At 45.6% G+C, this 21049-nt stretch carries 16 protein-coding genes, 3 tRNA genes and 1 rRNA gene; 11 read left to right on the top strand and 9 right to left on the bottom strand.

Annotation, left to right across the window (positions count from 1 at the left end; all coding sequences use genetic code 11):
- Positions 1–76 (bottom strand): 16S ribosomal RNA (locus tag QUB11_RS22470); the annotation flags it as partial.
- A gap of 496 nt (positions 77–572) precedes the next feature.
- On the opposite strand from QUB11_RS22470, the gene QUB11_RS22465 reads away from it, so the two are divergent.
- From QUB11_RS22465 to QUB11_RS22450, 4 genes are all read left to right on the top strand, one after another.
- On the top strand, positions 573–1829 hold the full coding sequence (locus tag QUB11_RS22465) for an ABC transporter substrate-binding protein (protein WP_333200936.1): 1257 nt from the start codon (positions 573–575) through the stop codon (positions 1827–1829).
- 163 nt (positions 1830–1992) lie between these two features.
- Positions 1993–2943 carry a branched-chain amino acid ABC transporter permease gene (locus tag QUB11_RS22460; protein ID WP_333200934.1) on the top strand — a complete coding sequence of 317 codons (951 nt, stop codon included), beginning with the start codon at positions 1993–1995 and terminating at the stop codon, positions 2941–2943.
- Between the two features lie 151 nt (positions 2944–3094).
- Entirely contained in the window at positions 3095–3664 is a 570-nt protein-coding gene (locus QUB11_RS22455) for a GNAT family N-acetyltransferase (RefSeq protein WP_333200932.1), read from the top strand.
- A gap of 45 nt (positions 3665–3709) precedes the next feature.
- Complete coding sequence (locus QUB11_RS22450; protein ID WP_333200930.1) at positions 3710–4645, top strand: branched-chain amino acid ABC transporter permease; 936 nt, start codon at positions 3710–3712, stop codon at positions 4643–4645.
- Between the two features lie 46 nt (positions 4646–4691).
- Here QUB11_RS22450 and QUB11_RS22445 read toward each other — a convergent pair whose 3' ends face one another.
- A complete protein-coding gene (locus tag QUB11_RS22445) occupies positions 4692–4994 on the bottom strand; it encodes a 2Fe-2S iron-sulfur cluster-binding protein (RefSeq protein ID WP_333200928.1) in 303 nt (100 codons plus the stop codon).
- A 553-nt stretch (positions 4995–5547) separates the two neighbouring features.
- On the opposite strand from QUB11_RS22445, the gene QUB11_RS22440 reads away from it, so the two are divergent.
- Together QUB11_RS22440 and QUB11_RS22435 are read left to right on the top strand one after the other, a co-directional pair.
- On the top strand, positions 5548–6681 hold the full coding sequence (locus QUB11_RS22440) for a class I SAM-dependent methyltransferase (RefSeq protein ID WP_333200926.1): 1134 nt from the start codon (positions 5548–5550) through the stop codon (positions 6679–6681).
- Positions 6682–7002: 321 nt separating this feature from the next.
- Positions 7003–8706 carry a lipoxygenase family protein gene (locus QUB11_RS22435; protein ID WP_333200924.1) on the top strand — a complete coding sequence of 568 codons (1704 nt, stop codon included), beginning with the start codon at positions 7003–7005 and terminating at the stop codon, positions 8704–8706.
- Positions 8707–8832: 126 nt separating this feature from the next.
- Here QUB11_RS22435 and QUB11_RS22430 read toward each other — a convergent pair whose 3' ends face one another.
- The 5 genes from QUB11_RS22430 to QUB11_RS22410 form a co-directional block, all read right to left on the bottom strand.
- On the bottom strand, positions 8833–9984 hold the full coding sequence (locus QUB11_RS22430) for a fatty acid desaturase (RefSeq protein WP_333200922.1): 1152 nt from the start codon (positions 9982–9984) through the stop codon (positions 8833–8835).
- Positions 9985–10305: 321 nt separating this feature from the next.
- Complete coding sequence (locus tag QUB11_RS22425) at positions 10306–11571, bottom strand: glutamate-5-semialdehyde dehydrogenase (RefSeq protein WP_333200920.1); 1266 nt, start codon at positions 11569–11571, stop codon at positions 10306–10308.
- Between the two features lie 4 nt (positions 11572–11575).
- A complete protein-coding gene (locus QUB11_RS22420) occupies positions 11576–11980 on the bottom strand; it encodes a hypothetical protein (RefSeq protein WP_333200918.1) in 405 nt (134 codons plus the stop codon).
- 66 nt (positions 11981–12046) lie between these two features.
- Positions 12047–12262 carry a hypothetical protein gene (locus QUB11_RS22415; RefSeq protein ID WP_333200916.1) on the bottom strand — a complete coding sequence of 72 codons (216 nt, stop codon included), beginning with the start codon at positions 12260–12262 and terminating at the stop codon, positions 12047–12049.
- A tRNA-Gly gene (locus QUB11_RS22410) sits at positions 12233–12304 on the bottom strand. The genes QUB11_RS22415 and QUB11_RS22410 overlap by 30 nt, the downstream gene beginning before the upstream one ends.
- 218 nt (positions 12305–12522) lie before the next feature.
- Here QUB11_RS22410 and QUB11_RS22405 point away from each other — a divergent pair.
- On the top strand, positions 12523–12663 hold the full coding sequence (locus tag QUB11_RS22405; protein ID WP_172188980.1) for a hypothetical protein: 141 nt from the start codon (positions 12523–12525) through the stop codon (positions 12661–12663).
- A 35-nt stretch (positions 12664–12698) separates the two neighbouring features.
- Here QUB11_RS22405 and QUB11_RS22400 read toward each other — a convergent pair whose 3' ends face one another.
- Entirely contained in the window at positions 12699–12929 is a 231-nt protein-coding gene (locus tag QUB11_RS22400; protein ID WP_333200914.1) for a hypothetical protein, read from the bottom strand.
- Positions 12930–12952: 23 nt separating this feature from the next.
- On the opposite strand from QUB11_RS22400, the gene QUB11_RS22395 reads away from it, so the two are divergent.
- From QUB11_RS22395 to QUB11_RS22385, 3 genes are all read left to right on the top strand, one after another.
- Positions 12953–14773 carry an ABC transporter ATP-binding protein gene (locus QUB11_RS22395; protein ID WP_333200913.1) on the top strand — a complete coding sequence of 607 codons (1821 nt, stop codon included), beginning with the start codon at positions 12953–12955 and terminating at the stop codon, positions 14771–14773.
- Between the two features lie 197 nt (positions 14774–14970).
- A tRNA-Tyr gene (locus QUB11_RS22390) sits at positions 14971–15052 on the top strand.
- Between the two features lie 73 nt (positions 15053–15125).
- A tRNA-Thr gene (locus QUB11_RS22385) sits at positions 15126–15197 on the top strand.
- Between the two features lie 513 nt (positions 15198–15710).
- Here the strand turns inward: QUB11_RS22385 and QUB11_RS22380 are convergent.
- Positions 15711–18233, bottom strand: a complete 2523-nt coding sequence (locus QUB11_RS22380; RefSeq protein ID WP_333256447.1) for a PhoD-like phosphatase — start codon at positions 18231–18233, stop codon at positions 15711–15713.
- 181 nt (positions 18234–18414) lie between these two features.
- Between QUB11_RS22380 and QUB11_RS22375 the strand changes: the two genes are divergently transcribed.
- A complete protein-coding gene (locus QUB11_RS22375; protein ID WP_333200905.1) occupies positions 18415–20577 on the top strand; it encodes a CBS domain-containing protein in 2163 nt (720 codons plus the stop codon).
- Positions 20578–21049: the final 472 nt, after the last annotated feature.

The following is a 21049-nucleotide window of genomic DNA, read 5'->3' as shown; positions in this document are numbered from 1 at the left end:
TTCTACTCCGTTCGACTTGCATGTGTTAAGCAGACCGCCAGCGTTCATCCTGAGCCAGGATCAAACTCTCCGTGTTGGATTGTTTTTTTTGGCTTACGTCAAGTTCTTTCTACTCAGCACAAATGCTGGTTTTTTTCCCTTGACTTTTTTCTCGTTGTTTGCGATATTGAGTATCAGCGATGCTTTTACTCTCTATCTTAATTTTTTGACGAGGTTAATAGTGCTTTAAGCTTTCAAACTATTCTTTTTTCTAGGTTCAGTTTTTTGCCTTTCTTCGCACCTTTAGTTCGTGGTTCAGTGAACCGCTTCCCTTCTGGCGCTTTATTAATGTATCAACTCTCCCCAGAGTTGTCAAGCGTTTTGTGAAAATATTTTTGACTTTTTTTTGAACCTATACACACCAAGGGTTTGAGCTGTTGATTTCCGATCCGGCCTCCGCTGGCTGACTCCTCTTTCCGGGAAGGGGTCTTTTTTTTGGGCAAGATGGGACTTTTGAGGGGAGTATCTACCGCGCATGGGTAGAATATCTCTACGTGTAGCTGTTTTATATATAGATGTTCGATCGCCCGCTCATGAAAAAACCTGCCCCTCGCCCTAGTGCCTTGTTCGTTACCTGCGCTTCACTGCTGCTGGCTTGCAGTCAGACGAACACTCCCCAAACCTCTACTACAGCATCTCCGGCGACTTCGCCATCTCCCGGTGCTTCCCCAGAGGGTTCGCCTGGGGGGAGTTCCAACACTATATCTATAGGTATTGGGGTGGCCCAAACTAGCAATGTGGCTTTACTGGGTCAGGAACAGGTGGCTGGCGCGAAAATTGCTGAGAAGTATTTCAACGATAAGGGCGGTGTGGATGGGACGCCGATTAGACTGGTGTTCCAAGATACCGGTGGAGATGAACAAGGGACGATCAATGCCTTCAATACTCTGATCAATCAGGATAAGGTGGTGGGGATTGTGGGGCCAACTCTCTCGCAACAAGCTTTTAGTGCAGATCCGATCGCCGATCGAGCAAAAGTTCCCGTACTCGGACCCTCCAACACCGCTAAAGGCATTCCCCAGATTGGCGATTATGTGGCCAGAGTCTCCGCGCCTGTGGCCGTGGTAGCACCTAATGCGGTGAAAGCTGCACTGAAGCAAAATCCCAATATTAAGAAAGTAGCCGTGTTTTTTGCTCAGAATGATGCTTTTAGCAAATCTGAGACTGAAACTTTTCAGACAACGGTTAAAGATATGGGGCTGGAATTGGCAACAATCCAAAAATTCTTGACTACTGATACAGATTTCCAATCTCAAGCTACTAACGCAATAAATGTCAACCCCGATTTGATAATTATTTCCGGGTTGGCCGCCGATGGAGGCAATTTAATTAAGCAATTGCGGGAGTTGGGATACAAAGGCGTTATCATTGGGGGCAACGGTCTGAATACTTCTAATGTATTTCCTGTTTGCAAGGCTCTTTGCGATGGGGTTTTGATTGCCCAAGCCTACAGCCCGGAATATGAAAATGAAGTTAATAAGGCTTTTCGCAATGCTTATCGCGCTCAATTCAAGAAGGAACCGCCTCAATTTAGCGCACAAGCTTTTACTGGCGTACAAGTTTTTGTTGAGTCATTAAAGGCCATTAATGCTAAGTCTAAGGTTAGCGAAAAGCCGTTGGCAGAGTTGCGTACAAATTTGAATCAGCAGTTGTTGGGTGGTAAGTACGATACGCCTTTGGGGGAAATTTCTTTTACGCCTGAAGGTGAGATTAATCAGAAAGAGTTTTATGTGGCACGGATTAAGATGGAGGCTGATGGCAATAGTGGTAAGTTTGAGTTTTTGAAATGAGGGCACGACACGGATTTTGACACGGATACACGGATGAGTTATTGAGTGTGAGTGTGAGGTTAACCCCGCTGCCCCCCAAGGGGGGAAGTCAGAAGTCAGAGTAAAAATTGTATGCTGTTGGTTTTTGAATGATTTAATGTTGATGCCGAATCTCTAACTGGTGATGGACTTAACTCTGTTTTTGCAACAATTTTTGAATGGTTTGTCGATCGGCAGCGTGTATGCTATTTTTGCCCTGGGATACACGCTGGTCTTTTCTATTTTGGGAATTATTAATTTTGCTCACGGTGCAGTATTTACTTTGGGTGCTTATTTTACATATGCGCTGATGGGAGGTGCTTTCGGTTTTAATGGGTTGTGGGCTAATGCTCGAATTCCCGTGCAGTTGCCTTTTGCTGTGGCATTAATTTTGGGAAGTGTCATGGCTGGTTTGGTAGGAGTAATTGTTGAACGAATTGCTTTTTTACCTTTGCGCCGCCGACTCTCTGATCCTCTGCTGACGGTGGTTTCTAGTTTGGGTGTGGCGGTGGCGATCGCCAATATCATCCAATATCTTGTAGGTGCGGAGATTTACACCTTTCCTGCTAACACTTACGGCTATTTGCCTGCTGCGATTAACTTCGGTACAGCGGATAAACCGATTCCAATTCGGACTGTTCAAATAGTAATTTTTGCGGTATCAGTTGCGATTGTGGCTGTCTTAACTTACTTAATAAATTTCACTAAGTTTGGCAAAGCAATGCAGGCGGTGGCTGAAGATGCTACTACTTCTAGTTTGTTGGGGATTGATACCGATCGATACATTGTATTGACGTTTTTTGTGAGTAGTTTTCTGGCTGGTTTGGCGGGGAGTTTGGTGGGTTCTAGTGTGAGTATTGCTGGGCCGTACTTTGGTATTGCTTTTGGTTTGAAGGGTTTGGCGGTGATTGTGCTTGGGGGGTTGGGGAGTATTCCTGGGGCGGTTTTGGGTGGGTTTATGATTGGTTTGGTTGAGGCTTTTGTGCCTGGTGATTTTTCGGCTTATAAGGATGCTGTTGCTTTTGCCATATTGTTTATTATGTTATTGGTTAGACCGCAGGGTTTGTTTGGACGGCGTTTGATTCAGAAAGTCTAGGCTGATTTGCAGGACATATCGTAAGCCAAGACGGTTTTGAAAAGGGAAAACGGGTTTCCAGCAAAGACTATAGCTAAACCAGCCCTTATCCACTGTTGTGGAGTTTTATATACTTACCTATAAAACTTATTCATACCTCAGAGGCAGTTTGATGACTTCGGAAGTTTCATTAATAGTAAGCGATCGCCTTTTTTTGCGATTAGCCAATCAAGAGGATATCTGCAAAATAATTAAATTTTACAGAGACAATCAAAGGTTTTTTACTCCCTGGCACCGACAGTGGGCGGAGGAATTTTTAACGGAAAGTTATTGGGAAAAACAAGTAGAGAAAGATTTCCAAGGCTTTAAATCAGACAGATCTTTAAAGCTATGGATTTTTGAGAAGGATAATCCTGAGTATATTGTCGGTAACGTTAATTTTGATAATTTTGTACGAGGTGCCGGTCATTTCTGCTTTTTGGGATATAATCTGGCAGAAGCGAAACAAAGTAAAGGTTATATGACAGAAGCTGTGAGAATTGCAATTCAATATGTTTTTGAAGAGTTAAATTTACATCGCGTTATGGCAAATTATATGCCTCACAATCAGCGTAGCTGTAATCTACTTAAAAGATTGGGATTTGTGGTGGAAGGTTACGCTAGAGACTATTTGTTGATAAATGGTCGGTGGGAAGACCATATTCAGACTAGCTTAATAAATCCCAATTGGAAACCAAGCTAACCCGATTTTCCTTAATAACTTCTAATCTAAAATATCTAAAATCAAATGGCTACCTTTTTTACTACTTATGGGTTTCTCATTGTCTCGATGTTGCTGGGTGCAATGTTGGGAATGTCGCTGTATTTGCCTCTAATGACTGGTCAGTTGTCTCTGGCTAGCCCGGGTTTTTATGCGTTGGGTGGGTATATTGCGGCGATTTTGTCTACGACAGTGTTGAAGCAGACAGGGGGTTTATTTCCACTGCCATTGTTGTTAGTGGAGATGATAATTGCAGGGGTTGTTTCGGGGTTGCTGGGGATTTTGGTGGGCATTCCGGCGCTGCGGTTAAGTGGGATTTATTTGGCGATCGCAACTATTGCTTTTGTGGAAATTTTGCGGGTTTTATCGCTGAATCTCGATATTACTGGCGGGGCTGTGGGCATTTTTGGGATTCCACAACCGTTTGCGACGCCGATCGAGTATTTGTGGATTGTACTACCTTTACTTTTGGTAAGTATGGCGATTGTCTATCGGCTGGAACGGATTCGGGTAGGTCGGGCTTTTGCGGCGATTCGGGCTGATGAGTTGGCGGCTGATGCGATCGGCATTAACCCAACTTTTTATAAGGTTTTGGCTTTCACGTTAGGTGCTGTTTTAGCTGGGGTTGTGGGTGCAGTTAGCGCCCATTTCCTTAATACTTGGAACGCGCGTCAAGGGACTTTTGATGCTAGTATTATTTACTTGACTTCTGTATTGATTGGTGGTAGCAGAACGTTTCTGGGAGCAGTTTTGGGTGGGATGGTGTTTACTGCTTTGCCGGAGGTTTTGAGGGGAATGGCGACTATTCAGGGATTGCCGGTTTGGTTGGCGCAATTTCTGCGGGATGGGCGGTTAATTATTTTTGGGTTGCTGATTGTTTTGGGGACAATCTTTTTTCCGCAAGGTTTGGTTACGCCGGAGTTGTTGAAGAGATGGAGGAAGGGCGATCGCGGTTCTGTTTAAAATTGGAGTGTTGGTTATGATGGCTACCAGTCACCCGCTTTAACGTCTAGCCCAAAAGAGCGATCGCCAGTCGGCGCAAAATCACCTTGCCGCCCGCAATCTGCGTCTGACAAGCCAGCCTAATTTCGGGATCTAAACGCAATTTTTTGGCAAGTTCCTCTTCCGGCGAAGTGCGCGGGGAGCAAAATTCCAAACCTTCGACAATCAATACGCGACAAGTCGAGCACCGGGCGCTACCGCCGCAGATGTGGGTGTGGGGAATGCCGACACGCAGGGAAGATTCCAGAATTATATCGTCGTCGTCTATCTTGATCGAGCGATCGTCCGGCAGATAGTGAATCTGTGGCATATGTGGCGCGTCTAGCTAATTAGCGAGGAATCTCGCGGACATCTGTTATTGCAGCGAACCTTTATGCAAACCCGGTTTCTCGGCATTTTTTCTGTATCCCCTGATTCCTTAACTATAAGTCGCGATCGGCATTTGCTTCTCATTTCGTCAGCTCAAGCGCCCAACTGACACCAGTTTAAAAAAAGAAAGCAACTCTAGGCAATAGTCCAACTCTTAGCTCATCATTCATTCTCAATTCTAAAATCTCAAATGGTATAACTGAGCACTAAAACCGCCATCGCACCGTGAAAGTACCCCCATTCAAGCTGTGGAGTTAATCTAAAATCCAAAATCTAAAATCTAAAATGGACTGACATAATTCTTAATAAAATTAAGATCGCCCAAAGCCCTATAAATCCGTTATCAAATCCCCTTCAACAGCCATATATTTTTAGGATTTTGGGGAGGTAAGCTGTGAAAACCTGACTTGGCAATAGTTTCAGCTTTTTTGCTCTCTAACAACCACCCAATTTTCGTGAGATAGAATAGCAGCATCTTTAAAACCAGTATAACCATGAGTTCATCAACAGCCCTACAAAGCATCGAAAACCACATTCCACTCGTAGGAAATATCCATACCAAAAGTCCGATCGCCTACGGAGCAACCCGCCTCGCAGTCAGTGCAGTTAACACGGTGCAAATGGCAGTAGCAGAGTCTTACATCAACGGATTAGAAGTCCCAGATTCAGTATTGCGATCGCTTTTTGATACCTGTATGCCCGTCTTTTTTAAGCATTTCCCGTCCCTGCTTGCACCCTACGAATGGGTACTAACAGAAACAGACCATACAGCCGAAGGGTCACGGGATTTAATGAAGATTCAGTACGACTTACCTCAAGCCATGCTGAATCCGATGTTAGGCGACGGGAAACTCATTTATCCTAAATACAGCATGGGGTTGTGGGAAAAAGGAGCCGCCAACCTTGAACAATCGCAAATGCAGATGATTGATGATGTGATTGAAAAGCTAGAGATTCAAGATGGTGACAATATTTTAGACTTTGGCTGCGGTTGGGGTTGTGTTCCTAATTACATTCTTTCCAAATTCCCCAATGTCACCTTTACGGGGGTTAACTTGAGCCATCGCCAATGCGAGTATATGCGTCAGAAGATGCAAGACCCCGAAAGCTACCTTAGTTCAGGTCGATTTACCCTCTATGAAGGTGATTTGAACGACGCTCAATTCGAGACCAAATTTGACAAAATTCTCTCGATCGGAGTTTTTTGTCATGTAGGCAATTTAACCAAAGCTTTCCAAAAGCTCGCATCTTTCCTCAAAGATAACGGCCGCGTTTTGATTCATATCATCACAGTTCGCATCCCCAACAATATGTCCAGCGTTTTCACCCACAAATACGTTTTTCCCCACGGTCGTTACTGGAAATACGATGCCGTTCCCAGCCACAACAAAGACCTCAAAACCATAAAAAACTGGTATCTCAACGGATACAATTACTCTACAACCTTAACTAATTGGCTGAAAAACTTTGACGATTCTCAGGCAATAGTCAAAGATTTAGACTACGGTATGGACTATGCCAAATTTCGTCGCATCTGGCGGTTTTACTTGATTTGGTTTGTGTCTAATTTCGCAAGTTGCGACGGCGAATATAACGGCAACGGTCAATATTTAATGGTTCGTGCATAACCGCTAATCAGTAGACCCCGCTCAAAAAACCTAACACCCCGAACCCCGACATCTCAAAGAAGTCGGGGTTCTTGAGTGCGAGCTACTTATCGGGAGAATGAAACCTTTCAACCTAGATTTAGGGCGATCGAGAAGTGTTGCCTTCTTTTGAGGAATTTTTCTGAGTTTAAAAAAATCCGGAATAAGATTATTGCTCGGTGAATAAGACCTATATCAAGCGTGAGCCTGCACAATACTTTTTAAATTCCATCCTCGATCAGTAGTGATGATCTGCGATATTTTACTACAAAAAGAGAGTTGATTTATACAATGGTAGACAAAATGAAACCTTCTCTTCCTCAAGACGACCCGAACCAAGAACAGCGCCAAGATTCCTTGAATCGTCAGCAACAAGCTTATCAGTTTGACCATGACAGTTTATCACCTTTGGCATTATTGAAAGATCTGCCACCAGTCGAGAACTTTTCGAGCAAGTATATTGGAGAGCGGATACTAGCAACATCGGAACTTCCCGGAAATATGCTGGCGGCCGATTCGAGAAGTTTTCTCGATCCTCTCGACGAGCTCCAAGACTATGAAGATTTCTTTACTCTGCTGCCGCTACCTGCTGTTGCCAAAATCTACCAAACCGATCGCTCTTTTGCAGAACAGCGCCTGTCTGGAGCAAATCCGATGGTGCTTCGTTTGTTAGATGCCGGCGATCCTCGGGCGCAAACACTGGCACAAATTTCCAGCTTTCACCCATTATTCGATCTGGGCCAAGAGTTGCAACAAAAAAACATTTACATTGCCGATTATACGGGTAGCGACCAACACTATCGCGCGCCTTCAAAAATTGGAGGCGGCAGCTATGAAAAAGGCAGAAAATTCTTGCCGAAACCGCGAGCTTTTTTCGCTTGGCGGTGGACGGGAATTCGCGATCGCGGTGAACTGGTGCCGATCGCCATTCAACTAGATCCGACGCCAAATAGCCATCTTTACACCCCGTTCGATCCTCCTGTGGATTGGCTGTTTGCGAAACTCTGCGTGCAAGTAGCAGATGCCAATCACCACGAAATGAGTTCGCATTTAGGTCGAACTCATCTGGTGATGGAACCAATTGCGATCGTCACCGCCCGACAGTTGGCTAAAAATCACCCCCTTAGCCTGCTGCTGAAACCGCACTTTCGGTTTATGTTGACTAACAACGAGCTGGCGCGTTCTTATTTGATCGCTCCGGGCGGGCCAGTCGATGACTTGCTAAGCGGTAGCTTGCCAGAGACAATGGAAATAGCTAGAGAGGCTTGCAGCAACTGGAGTCTGGATCAATTTGCCTTCCCAACCGAACTGAAAAATCGGGGCATGGACGATCCAAATCAACTGCCTCACTATCCTTACCGAGATGATGGATTACTGCTGTGGGATGCGATCGAAACCTTTGTATGTGGCTATCTCAAATTCTTTTACCCGACAAATGAAGCACTCGTCCAAGATGTGGAACTGCAAACTTGGGCCCAAGAATTAGCCTCGAATGAGGGCGGTAAAGTCAAAGGAATGCCCAGCAAAATCGACACAGTTGAACAATTAATTAAAATTGTCACAACCATAATTTTTACCTGCGGCCCGCAGCATTCAGCAGTCAATTTTCCCCAGTATGAATACATGAGTTTTGCTGCCAATATGCCCTTGGCAGCATACCGGGACATTCCCAAAATTAATGCTTCTGGGACTCTCGAAGTGATTACGGAAAAGGACATTTTACGGTTGCTTCCTCCGTACAAGCGAGCGGCTGAACAACTGAAAATTATGTTTATTTTGTCAGCTTATCGATATGACCGTTTAGGTTATTACGATAAATCTTTCCAAGAACTCTACCGGATGAGCTTCGATGAAGTTTTTGAGGGAACGCCGATCCAACTTTTGGCCAGACAGTTCCAGCAAAATTTGAATATGGCAGAACAAAGGATTGATGCCAACAATCAAAAACGAGTAATCCCTTATTTTGCTCTCAAGCCTTCGTTGGTGCTAAATAGTATCAGTATGTAGAATTAAAAATTCAGCACGATATCTCAAAGTAAGGTGTGCAGTGCACACCTTACTCTGTATTAGTCGTTAGCGTCGGTTTCTAGTTGTAGTCTGGGGGGAAATTGTGAGAGTAACCAGTGTATTTAGCTATGGCAAAGGTGTTACAGCAGAATTATCAAGAGGGCAATTTACCGAAGTTTCCCCTAAATAATCAGTTAACGTAACTTCATCTTTGTAATGCCGAGGAGTTTTCATTAACAATTGCCAAGCTTCACCAGCATCCAGTAAATTCATCCGCCCAGGATAGTGAGTTTGGATCAACTCTTGAACCAAAGGGTAATAGTCTGAGTTAAGACTAGGGAAAATATGATGCTCCGTGTGATATGAAAAATTGAAATGCAACAGATCAACTATTTTAGGAACCCGTATTGAAAGACTATTAATCAGCGGGTCATTAACACTTGTCATCCGGCAAACCAGATGATTCGTGTAGATATAAAACATGATTCCTGAATGACCAATGGCTAGCGGGAGAAAATAGCCCAAAGCGAGTTTTAGGGGATGAAAGCCTAAATAGAATAAGATGCTAAAATGCAAGCATAAAATTCCGATAAACTCAAGGGCAATTGTCCACCTATCCCGAACACTGACTGTAAAAGCAGCCGGCACATAATCAACAGACTTATTATTAAACAACAGGATCGAAGAGAGGTTGGAAAAATTATGAAATAACCACGAGCCTGCCATCCCTACTATGAAGAACCAAAATGGATTGAAGTCAAGAGATGGTACAAAGAAATTTTGAATCCATTTTCCCCAAGTATTAGGCTGTTCGTAGAGGTAATTGCGATCGGGATCTCCTAAAGAATTTGTTTTACTGTGATGTACAAGGTTATGAAGAGATTTCCACTGAGTCGGGGGCATAAACAACATTGCGAACCCGAGAAAACTAATGAGATCAGTCAGGCGAGACTTTTTCTGCACACTACCGTGCATGAAATCATGGGAGATAAATGATAAAGCTATTACACTATTACCCATAATCAAAGCTAAAGGTAAATAAAGCCATAAGAGATATACAGGCCAATGATCTAGACGAGCGGCAATTCCCCAACCCAGTAGCAAAATGCCCATATTAATGAACAGTATAACCAACTTACTACCATCGGGTGTAAAGGCTTCTGATGGCAGAAGTGGGCGCAATTTCTTAGCGTATACTGAGTGTGGAATTAGCGTTTCTTCGCCTAAAATCGGCGTTGCCGCCTTGTCTAGAGTATGGAGTAATTTTTCTGATTTCATGTTATCGCTAAGAGTATTTTCATGTGACTTAATAAGTTTCTAAATTTAATTAGATCCCGTACCCGATTTTAGATTGAACCCACACATAAATCCGGCGGCTTATTGTTAGGATGCGGAGATTTTCTCGGTCTCCACTGCGGCTATCCGGGAGCTTGTGATCAAATTGCTTTATATCAAGGCTGCCTGATTGTTCTACCCAGATATTATTGTATCCTATAAAAATATTTTTGGAACAACTATTAAAGGCTTACGCATCGATAATAGTCTCCCAATTTTCAGTTGGGTTTAATCCCAATAACCAATCCTAAATAACCTATAAGATTAAAAAAGTCCGTTTCCCTGAACAATTTCTTTAATTGTCGTCAGCGTATCTAACCCGATCAATCCTCGCCGATAACCTTTTTGGTTGGACATTCCCAAAAATATCGCATCTCCCCGATTTTGATAACGCCAAAACCGAGGTGAGGCATTAATAAAAGTTGAGGCGCTGTTAACATCCAGAGCAAATTGGCGACTTTCTAAGTAAGATTCAGTGGCGATGCAGTCAGCGTGGCCGCTGCTGTAGCGGTTGATCCAGCCGATCGCAATCTCTAAACTATCGACAACTTTAAACGCTATGGTTTTGTTTAAATACGGTTGAGTCCACTCGTATGGTTCCGCCAGCTTCAACTCTGGGAAATCTGCGACAAGATCCGCATCGGCGCTAATTTGAAAGCCTTTTTCTTTTAAACTGTTCCAAAGCCTGACTAAGGAAGAAGGCTTTTGGTTGCGATCGATCAGCACTTTCTCGATCGCATTAACAGGATCTGGCACGCTTTGATGGCTGTCCAAAATCATCCACCTTGCCATCTCCAAACTACCAGTCGGCGACCAATAAAGGTAGCAATTTCCCATTGCCGACCTCAAAACTGGTGCTGTGCACAGCCTTACCACCTGCTGCACCAAACTTGGTCTACCGTAGGGAATAATTAAATTGAGATATTGGTCTTGAGTGACCAATTCTCGGATCGAAGCGCCCCGATCCGGCGGCAGTACCTGCAAACATCCCGATGGCAAACCTACCTCATCGATCGCCGACACCAAAGCTTCCCCAATTACAGCATTAGTTTGCCAGCTTTCGCTGCCGCCTTTTAGAATCAAACTGTTAGCGCTTTTGAGAGACAAACCTGCGGCGATCGCCCCCAACTCGGGAAACGCCTCGTAAATTAGAGCGATCGCCCCCAGTGGCAGGGACTGACAGTACACCTGACAGCGATCGACCTGATAAGAAGCATTGATCACCCTGCCGATCGGATCTGGCATTTCCCCCAACCGTTGCAGAATTTGCACAGTTGTCTTGATCCGTTCCGGCGTCAGCTTCAGCCACTCCACAATCAACTCGGGAATCGCCATGTCCCGACTCGCTTCTAGATCCAGAGTATTTGCTTCTAAAATGTCATTTTGCCGGCGTTTCAGCGAGCCCGCCATCGCCTGCAAACCTGCCGCGCGATCCGCACTCTTTGTCGCAGCCAACTCCAAAGAAGCTTGATAAGCGCGACGCGCGACATTTGCGGCATCTGATGAATGGGTAAAATCCTCTATTATCATCTAGCTAACGCCTGTAAGCGAGCCATACCATCAGCGCCGGCAGCATGGCTAGCAGCACGGCGACCATTGCCCACAGAATAATATTCGGGCCCGGCGAGTGTAGCGCCAAGGGCAACCAAATCACTAGCGGCACCAATATCATACCCAAAGCCAGTGGCAAGTAATGAGCCTTCAAACCCGGATGGGCTCTGTTCCACTGGTTCCCTGTCCACCGCCAAGCCTGCTTGTAAGGATAGTTCGTTGATAGTTGCTCGATGACGTGTCCGCTTTCCTCCAATACAAATATTTGCTGACAGCGGTTGCAGCCAAAGGCTTCTGTCAACGTTATCGGCACGAGACGACCCCGGCGCCGGCAAGGACAGGGGTATTCATCGTTTAAGTCAATTTTTGGAGCTTTTTGAGATGGCACGAGCGATCGGATAAAAAAAGCGTTTTTGCAAAAATAATCGTTAACATATCCACTTAATCAAACTTGTCAATTCCGCCATAGCGAGGCTTTCAACTGCTGTTCCGAGATCTCGCCCGATCGGCAATTTTGACTTGCAAGTTCTGCATTCAATCTTACCACTAACTTAGGTATTTTCAACCATCCTTCATTAGGAGGATACTGAAAACTTTCTTGATCTACTTTCCGGTTTTCGTGATTTTTTTTATCTTCTAAAGCGGGTGACGCGATTCGAACGCGCGACATTCACCTTGGCAAGGTGACGCTCTACCACTGAGCTACACCCGCATTTCCTGCGGTATTAACAATATTGTCTCACTTCTCGAAATTTGTCAAGTCTTTTTAGTAAGTTTTTTTCACAAATCCCGTAAACCCCCCGAAACCCACTCCCCACCTGCAATTTCAGCAGCCCGATCATTAACCAAATCAGTAATTGCCGTGAAAATTGACCGCCATCGGCCCACGGCAAAGCTACAATCAAGCTGGAATTGTGGGAGAACACTGTCATGTCAGATTTAAATCGCGGAATCATGAAGTTCAAGGGAGCTGACAGTCCTATAGCGATCGCCATTTCGGCGATTGTCATTGCCGGCGGAATCGGCTTCTTGATCTGGTGGGCATTGCAATCAGCCTACACCTTCAGCTAAAAGACTACTCAAACGTAAAACTTATAAGGCATTGCTCAGAAGGCAGAATTTAAGAAAAATTCTGTCTTTTGCATTTTTTTGCCCTTAGTCTTGAATTTATTGCCCAGGAATGCCGATCGATTGCTGACGATCGAATGATTGCCATAAATCACCCGATCGGGCGAGTCGCTAGCATGAGCCGAGATGAATCCCCGATCGACTACTTTTGTAGTACACTTGTAAACAAAGCGCGCCGAGAGCGCAATTTTAGATGCAAGTGTTTGCAAGGGTTGTATCTCAACAAGAATTTATGGCAAGCTTTCAGGACATCTTCAAATACTACAGTCGCTACTGGAAAAGCTCAGTTTACAGCATAGGCGCATCCAGCATTTTGGCACTAGCCGATTTGCTTGTACCTTACGCGATCGGTCAAATATTAAACGTATTGTCGGGTCAAGCTACAGATACAGTAACGCAAAAACTCATAACAGCGATCGCCTCTGTTACCCAGAACTCACCCAACAAAATATTATCGCTATCCGTCTTGCTGGGCATAATTTTTGTGGTAACAGTAGCCAAAGCACCGATCGAACCTTGGGTAGGAAATTGGTTTCACTGGGCGATACCATTGAGGGCGAGGCGCGATCGAATGAGAAGTGCGATCGGCAAAATCCTCACCTTACCCCTAGAATTCTACGACGAAAACAACGCCGGACGGATTGCCAGCCGCATTGCCAAAGGCATCGCCAACCATACTTGGACTTACCCAGAAATTGCTGGCGAATTCATCCCCGAAGTCGTCCGCTTAATCGGCATTTTTGCCGTTATCTGCTTAATTGAGTGGCGGATTGGCTTATTAATTTTGGTTTCATTCCTATTTATCCTCAGTTTCACCCTCAAAGGCCTGCAACAGGTGACTACGCGGGAAGAAATTCTCGATGAATACATCGAAGATACCGAAAGCCGCAACTCGGAAATTATCACCAACATCAAAACAGTCAAAGCTTTTGCCACAGAAAGCGATGAACTCAAAAGGCAAACCACCAGACTCGATCGCGAATTAAAAGTCGTGATCCACCGCATTCACAAAGGATACGTCACCCTGGGGACATACCAGCAGACAATCGTCCAGTTGTGTTTGTTTTCAGTTCTTGGTTTTAACCTAGCAGCCACGGTTGCAGGCAAAATTTCCATCGGATATTTTGTTACCGTTTACACGTTGGCAAGCATGGCATATTCGCAACTGCGTCCGATTAGCATTATCGCCGAATCATTGGCGAGGCGTTATTCTTCAATGATCCGGTTCCACGAGTTTATGCAAACGCCAGACGGTGTGGATGCGGTTAATTTAGCAGAAAATGCTCGATCGGCACAGCCACCTTATAAATTTACCGGCAAAGTTGAGTTCAGCGGTTTGACCTTCGGGTACGACAGTCAAAAACCAGTTTTGCAGGATGTGAATTTATTGATTCATCCCCGACAAACTGTAGCATTAGTCGGGCGATCGGGTTCCGGAAAATCGACTTTAGTTAAACTTCTGTTTCGCTACTTTGAACCCAACTCCGGCCGCATTCTGATCGACGGCGAAAACATTTGCAGCTTAGACGTGACTCGCTACCGCCAGCGTTTAGCGATTGTCCACCAAGAAGTAGACGTTTTTAACGGTACTTTGCTGGAAAATTTGACTTACGGAAACCGAAATGCAACTTTCGAGCAAGTTGAGGATGCTTGTCGCATTGCCAAAGTAGACGATTTTGTGCGGCTGTTGCCCCAAGGTTACTATACCGTGGTCGGGGAGAGAGGAATGCGGTTGTCCGGCGGTCAGCGGCAGCGATTGGGGATTGCGAGGGCGCTCTTGGTGGAGCCGGATGTGTTAATTTTTGATGAGGCTACTTCTAGTTTGGACTATGAAAGCGAGCGATCGATCCAGATAGCCATGCGAAATATCCTCGGTACTCGCACCACCATAATTATTGCCCACCGACTGAGTACAATTCGCGAAGCCGATGCGATCGTCGTACTCGACGGCGGTAGAATCGTCGAAGTTGGCAGCCACGAAGAACTTTTGAGTCAACAAGGTATTTACCGTCGCCTCCACTCCCTGCAAGAAACCGGGGAATTAGTGAAGTAGGGATTTGGGCTAAGTCTAGACTTAGGGTGCTCCGGGCGGACACCCAGCCTAGACGTAGCAATGCACACCTGAAACAGTGTTCAATTTTCCCCTTTGCCCCTAACTCACTTATGTGTTCTCCCCTTAATGATTAGAGTTTCAAATATAATGTTGCAAATAAAGATTCTGGTGCTAGGATGTATAACTGTGATGGCAATGGGTCGATGCCCGAGCGGTTAATGGGGGCGGACTGTAAATCCGCTGGCTACGCCTACGCTAGTTCAAATCTAGCTCGGCCCACCTCAATTTAATAAAAAGTTAAAATTTAAGAATTAAAAATTAATTTTTTAATTGGAGGTTCTTAATTTTTTATGCCCGTGTAACTCAGTGGTAGAGTACCTCCTTGGTAAGGAGGAAGTCACGAGTTCAAATCTCGTCACGGGCTTGCTATTCTCTCCTAGATCCATCAAGGGTTTAACGTTCATTGCACAGCAAGAAGGTTAGTTTTCCGCTCAACTTTCGTGCTGATGGTTTTCTAATATGTCCCAAACAACTTCCATATTTGCCAAGTCCGCCCTCGACTTTTTGCGTCTGGCTTTTAACTGATTTAGCAAGTCGGCTGGCTATGGAAATTCTGCGACTCCCCACAAGAAAACTTATTCTTTGTGGAACAGGCATCTTGCCTGTTAAGCGAGAATGGTGAAACATCTCAGTTCCAACTGAGATATTGCACCATTCTCAATTACTTTTTTAGGAACAGGCAAGATGCCTGTTCCACAATAAAATTTATCTGTTGTGGAACGGGCATCTTGCCCGTTCTTGAGAATGATGAAACATCTCAGTTCCAACCGAATTTAGCTATGAGACTGGGGTTTCAACCCCCGGCGGACACGGCCACAAACTCAACACAATATTGTACCCATATCCAAATCCCCGACTTCTTCAAGAAATCGTGAATCTAATCATCCTCATCCAATCCCAGTGGCACAAAATATTGACTGTAAACCACACTATCCGGCTCCCAAAGAGGCCGCCAATAAACATTTTGCATCACCGCTTTCTCCCCATCACCCTCAGCAGGCCACTGAAAACTGACGATCGCAATATTGCTATATCCCACAATCTCATCACCCTCTTGCAGCCAGCGATTGCGCCACAACAGCGATATAAAATTCCACAACCTACGCAGAAATGACAATTGTTTATTTTTATGCGATCTATCTGACGCAGTTCCCTTTTCTAGCAGCAAAAATACCCGAGCTCTTTGCCGTTTAATCCAGTCAATCCGATAGCCCCAATCAGGCAGAGATTGTCTATTTCTGAGACCAGCAGCCATAGCCTTCTTTCTGCCACCCCTCGAAATCTTCATTAATTCCAGCGGCTCATTCCATCCCAAACATTCGTGCGATCGCTCAGGAAACAGCGACTTAATCTTAGTATGAATTAAATGCGTTTTCCACTCCTCATTGATCAAAGCACTAGCAGTCAACTGCGCCAACACAGAATATTGACAATTTGACCGATAATTATCCCTCGTCAAAGGCTCAATATTCGGCCGAGAATCGCCAAAATGACAATCAGACCAATAACTCAGCCGCACAGCAGCAGCATAGTGAATATCCCCGCTCAACACAATCACCCGATCGCGCTGCTTAAAAAACTCCGACAACAGCTTTACAAAAGCTAACTCATGAAAATTCCAAGCATCCCCCGCATCACTATTAAAAACCTTCCCCTGTTCCACATCCCACTTTTGCACCGCATCAATAATCCACAAACCCACCAAATTGGTCGGCACGATTACCAGCGTCGCCTCAATCTCAAAATCCCCTGTTTTATTCAGCAAATCAGTCTCCCTCAAAGGTTTCTGAATTTGCTCCTCAAAACCTTTGTGAGTCAAAAGCATGGGTGGATCGATCGCGCTTTTCACCGGATACCCCCGCCAGTTGCGCGTATCCAGCACAATCACCTCGTGCTTAAAACTTCTCACAGTAAAATGCCAATTCAAAACCTCATTTACACCATCGTCATCTCTATCCAAAATAAAAACATCTTCATCTAATTTCAACTTAGGCAAATGAGTTTTCGGATCGAGTCCTGGAATTCCCAAATACAAAGCCGCCTCCTCCCAAGCAGAAACATCCGTACCAGCAGAAGCCGACCATTTTTCAGCAGCCTTGAATAATTTATTTCCCGGTTCTTCGCGATCGAACTGTGCAGGCGTATTGCCCCAAGCCTGAAACACAGCGTAAGCCAGCAAAGCATTCTGCACCACCCGCCGGCCCAGCGGCTTTCCCAGCACCCGGTAACACCACTCTCGATTCAAATAAAAATCGTCGCTAACATCATGGTCGTCGCAAATCATATAAGTAGGAATATTCGCTAGCGCCCTCCTCACTCTCCACAAATTGCGAGCAAAACCGTTAAGTTCAACAACTTCTCTATCCCAGACTTTTGCCTGCTTAGAAACTTGACAAATATCCTTACCCTTCGGAAAACTCGTACACCAGAGTACCGGCGACCAAACTAACAAATACATCGCATAATATTCGCCCAAGCTAAACAAGTGACTTTTAGCATTGTTGGGTTTATTCACCAACATCGCCGTAAACCCGCCAAAATCTCTGGCAACATCGCTGCGAGTCCCCGGCTGTAACTCAATTGGTTTTTTGGACTGATACTCAGCATCAGACGGTTTCTGAATTGGCGACTCTCTAAAAATTTCCCTCTCTTGGCCAACTGCATTTTCGTTTTCCGAATTTTTAGGTATACTGATACACAAATTCTTTTTTATTTGGGCATCATCCATCAGGGGTAGACTTTCTTCCCAGCCCAACAGTGTATCGCCAGCGTCAGTCAAGGCCCACAGCATGGCATCGGCAACGTCGTCGCCGTAAATTTGGTCGCCCGTTAAAAACAGTTGGTGGGGCCTGCTATTTGCTGTTCCTGCAAACTGTTCGATCGAATTATCCAAGATTGGCAGCGCATCTCTGCCGTCTCCGTGGGGCTTGCGACAAGAACCGTGAACGATACGCAAATAGTTTAAATCCTGCGGCGGCAGGGCAAAAGTGGGCAACTGGTGGGCGAAATAACTGATCGTCTCCAATCCCAAAGCCGATAAATCAGGGGACGGCGGCCACAGACAAGAAATGAGATTTTCTTTCTCATTTTCTGGGACTGCCACCCCCGATGGCGACTCGCGACTCCCAGTAAACTCGATGTCATAAGCATAAATTTGTCCGGATGTCAAGACATTGCTGTTAATTGGTTTAGCAGTCACCGCGACTACGTGCAGGTATTTGCCGAGCTGCACGGTAGAGTTGGCACCTTGCAGCAAGGGCAGCTCGACAATTTCGCCGGTTCCGCCCTCTGTCGAATAAACCTTGAGTTCGACTTGGCGGGGTGCTTTCAGAGCCAGCCAAACTGTCACGGCCCGACTTTCAGTCCGACGCAAAATCGGGCCCGCAAGGATAAGTGGCAAGTGATGAATTCGATGACTTAAGGGAGTCCACGACATAGGATTTAAAAAATAAAAATTAAATAAGAGTGTTCTAGCAATCAGATTTTAGGCGATCGAGCATCTGTCACCCGCTTAATTAATGCTAAGTCTGCCAACCCCAGTCTGCAAAATTGTAACAATTCATTAACTAAAATTAATAATCATGCTACAAGAAGAACAATTACAGCATTTCCTAGATTCAGCCCCGCAGTTGTCGGTAATTAAATCATCAGAACCCGCTGGACGACCTAACAGCCGGCCGCTCTACTCGTCACCTCTAGATCGGGCGATCGACCGCCACCCCCTCACCGTGGCTCCAGAAACCCCGATCGCCCAAGTGTTGGCTCTCATGAACCCCATGCGCGTCTCCTGTCAGCTTTGTGGCGAAAAACAAAACGCTGTTGCTAGTGCAGCCAAGCGCAGTTGCGTCTTAGTCGTCGAAGATAATCGGCCGATCGGCATTTTTACAGAACGGGATATCGTCAAGCTAACTACCGTCGCTGCTTGTACAGTCGGACTGACAATTGCTGACGTAATGACTCGATCGCCCATTACCCTCAAACAATCCGAGTCTCAAGATATTTTCACAGCTATGTTCATGTTGCGCCAGCACTCCATCCGGCATTTGCCCGTAGTGGACGAGGACTCGCGACTTCTGGGCATCATCACCCGCGAAGCCATTCACGAAGCCCTGCAACCGATTAACTTGCTAACCAATTTGCGCTGTGCAGCAGATGTCATGACGCACCAAGTGATTTCTGCCACAACAACTGCCTCAGCCCTCGATTTAGCCCAGCTCATGGTCAAGCATCGAGTTAGTTCCGTCGTCATTGTCAAAGAGCAAACTCAGCATCCCGATCGGGCGATCGCACCAACACAAAATTACCAAATTCCGATCGGCATTGTCACCGAGCGCGACATCGTGCAGTTTCACGCCCTCGAACTCAACCTCTCGGAAATCCCGGCTGCAAGGGCCATGAGTGCGCCTTTATTTTGCATATCTCCGGCCGATTCCCTCTGGAGTGTCCACCAGTCCATGCAGCGCCACTGCGTCCGCCGTTTGGTAGTAGTTGGCAGCCAGGGAGAGCTTTTGGGCGTTGTGTCTCAGACAAATTTGCCACAAGTTTTTAACCAATCTGAAATGTATGGGACGATCGAGTTGCTACAACAAGCAGTGGACGATCGAGCCACCCAATTGCAGAAAGCCAACGAACTTTTGCAGCAAGAAATTTTAGAGCGGCAGCGGGCCCAAGAAGCCCTGCGCCAAGCTCACGACGACTTAAAAAAACAAGTTGAAGAACGCACCGCTCAACTTTTAGAATCAAATGAATTGTTGAGACGGGATATTATCAAGCGCCAGCGAGTCGAAGAAGTGCTGCGGCGAAAGCAGACTTGCTTGAAAAATCAAGCGCAGCAATTAGAGCAAACTGTGCGAAAGTTGCAGCAAACTCAAAGTCAATTGGTGCAAACCGAAAAAATGTCTTCTTTGGGACAAATGATTGCCGGTATCGCTCACGAAATTAACAATCCTGTTAATTTTATCTACGGCAACCTTTCCCATGCCAGCCACTACATCAAAGAATTGCTCCAACTTTTGCAACTTTACCAGCAGCACTATCCCGAACCAGCCTCGGAAATTCGGGAAGCAGCCGCAGAGATGGAAGTCGATTTTTTGGTAGAAGACTTATCTAAGCTAGTGTCTTCTATGCAAGTAGGAACCGAGCGCATCCGCCAAATAGTTGTGTCGATGCGTAATTTTTCGCGATCGGATCAATCTAACATCAAGCTCGTTGACATTCACGACGGACTCGAAACCACTTTGTTGATTTTGCAGCACCGGCTCAAAGCCCACGGCGCACATCCAACTATCGAGATTATTAAAGAATACGGCAATTTGCCCCACATCGAGTGCTGTGCCGGTCAGATAAATCAGGTGTTCATGAATATTATCGGCAATGCTATTGATGCTTTGGATGAAGAAATCCAGAAAGGGGAATGGGCGACGAGAAATGCGAAAAATTCACCTCCGTCAAATCCTAATTCTCCATTGACTGTTCCCACAATTACAATTCGTACTGAAGTTGTTGGCGGCGATTTTGTGGCGATCCGCATTTCCGACAACGGGCGGGGCATACCGGAGGAGATTCGCCGCCAATTATTTGACCCGTTTTTTACTACCAAACCAGTCGGCAAGGGCACTGGGTTGGGACTGTCGATTTCTTACCATTTAGTCGTCGAACAGCACGGGGGGCGGCTCGACTGCGTTTCGGAAGCTGGACGGGGCACTGAATTTGCGATCGAGATTCCGATCGTCAGTTGTCATTAGTCAGCAGCCATAGGATTTTCGATTTTCGATTTTCGATTTTCGATTGAAGAATTGGAAATGACTGATGAAGCTCGTGGTTTGGATCGCGGGTCTACAGTTGCATTCTTTTTTTCAACTGGTATCCGTAGTCATGGGGAAGACTTGATTTTCTCCCAATCCCCCACTCTCCCAATCCACTCCCCCACTCTCCGACTCACTCCCCCACTCTCCGACTCCCCACCATTGCCTAAAAATTCACAATTTTTTACAAAACACCAGAAACCCCAGCAAAGTCAATCTTTCCCTATCTCAAATCTCAAATCTCAAATCTCAAATCCCATAACTTTGCCCTCCCCTGACCCAACTGATCCGAACTCACTTCGAGTTTGCCTCATCCACTAGCGCCTTTAGGACCGTTCCACTTACCCGCACAAGCCATCAACTGCCTGCATCCTAGCCCCAAAGCCAAAAGCCCAGATTGTTTGAGAAGTTA

The organism is Microcoleus sp. B6-A1 (assembly GCF_036705085.1).
Classification (GTDB): domain Bacteria; phylum Cyanobacteriota; class Cyanobacteriia; order Cyanobacteriales; family Microcoleaceae; genus Microcoleus.
The sequence above is the reverse complement of the archived record's forward strand: the minus strand, read 5'-3'. Positions and strand labels throughout refer to the sequence as shown.

Coding starts and splice junctions, on each gene's coding strand:
- QUB11_RS22455 (WP_333200932.1), top strand. CDS start 3,095: ATGACTTCGGAAGTTTCATTAATAGTAAGCGATCGCCTTTTTTTGCGA.
- QUB11_RS22460 (WP_333200934.1), top strand. CDS start 1,993: ATGGACTTAACTCTGTTTTTGCAACAATTTTTGAATGGTTTGTCGATC.
- QUB11_RS22430 (WP_333200922.1), bottom strand. CDS start 9,984: ATGAAATCAGAAAAATTACTCCATACTCTAGACAAGGCGGCAACGCCG.
- QUB11_RS22405 (WP_172188980.1), top strand. CDS start 12,523: ATGTCAGATTTAAATCGCGGAATCATGAAGTTCAAGGGAGCTGACAGT.
- QUB11_RS22435 (WP_333200924.1), top strand. CDS start 7,003: ATGAAACCTTCTCTTCCTCAAGACGACCCGAACCAAGAACAGCGCCAA.
- QUB11_RS22425 (WP_333200920.1), bottom strand. CDS start 11,571: ATGATAATAGAGGATTTTACCCATTCATCAGATGCCGCAAATGTCGCG.
- QUB11_RS22415 (WP_333200916.1), bottom strand. CDS start 12,262: ATGTCGCGCGTTCGAATCGCGTCACCCGCTTTAGAAGATAAAAAAAAT.
- QUB11_RS22445 (WP_333200928.1), bottom strand. CDS start 4,994: ATGCCACAGATTCACTATCTGCCGGACGATCGCTCGATCAAGATAGAC.
- QUB11_RS22450 (WP_333200930.1), top strand. CDS start 3,710: ATGGCTACCTTTTTTACTACTTATGGGTTTCTCATTGTCTCGATGTTG.
- QUB11_RS22375 (WP_333200905.1), top strand. CDS start 18,415: ATGCTACAAGAAGAACAATTACAGCATTTCCTAGATTCAGCCCCGCAG.
- QUB11_RS22395 (WP_333200913.1), top strand. CDS start 12,953: ATGGCAAGCTTTCAGGACATCTTCAAATACTACAGTCGCTACTGGAAA.
- QUB11_RS22465 (WP_333200936.1), top strand. CDS start 573: ATGAAAAAACCTGCCCCTCGCCCTAGTGCCTTGTTCGTTACCTGCGCT.
- QUB11_RS22440 (WP_333200926.1), top strand. CDS start 5,548: ATGAGTTCATCAACAGCCCTACAAAGCATCGAAAACCACATTCCACTC.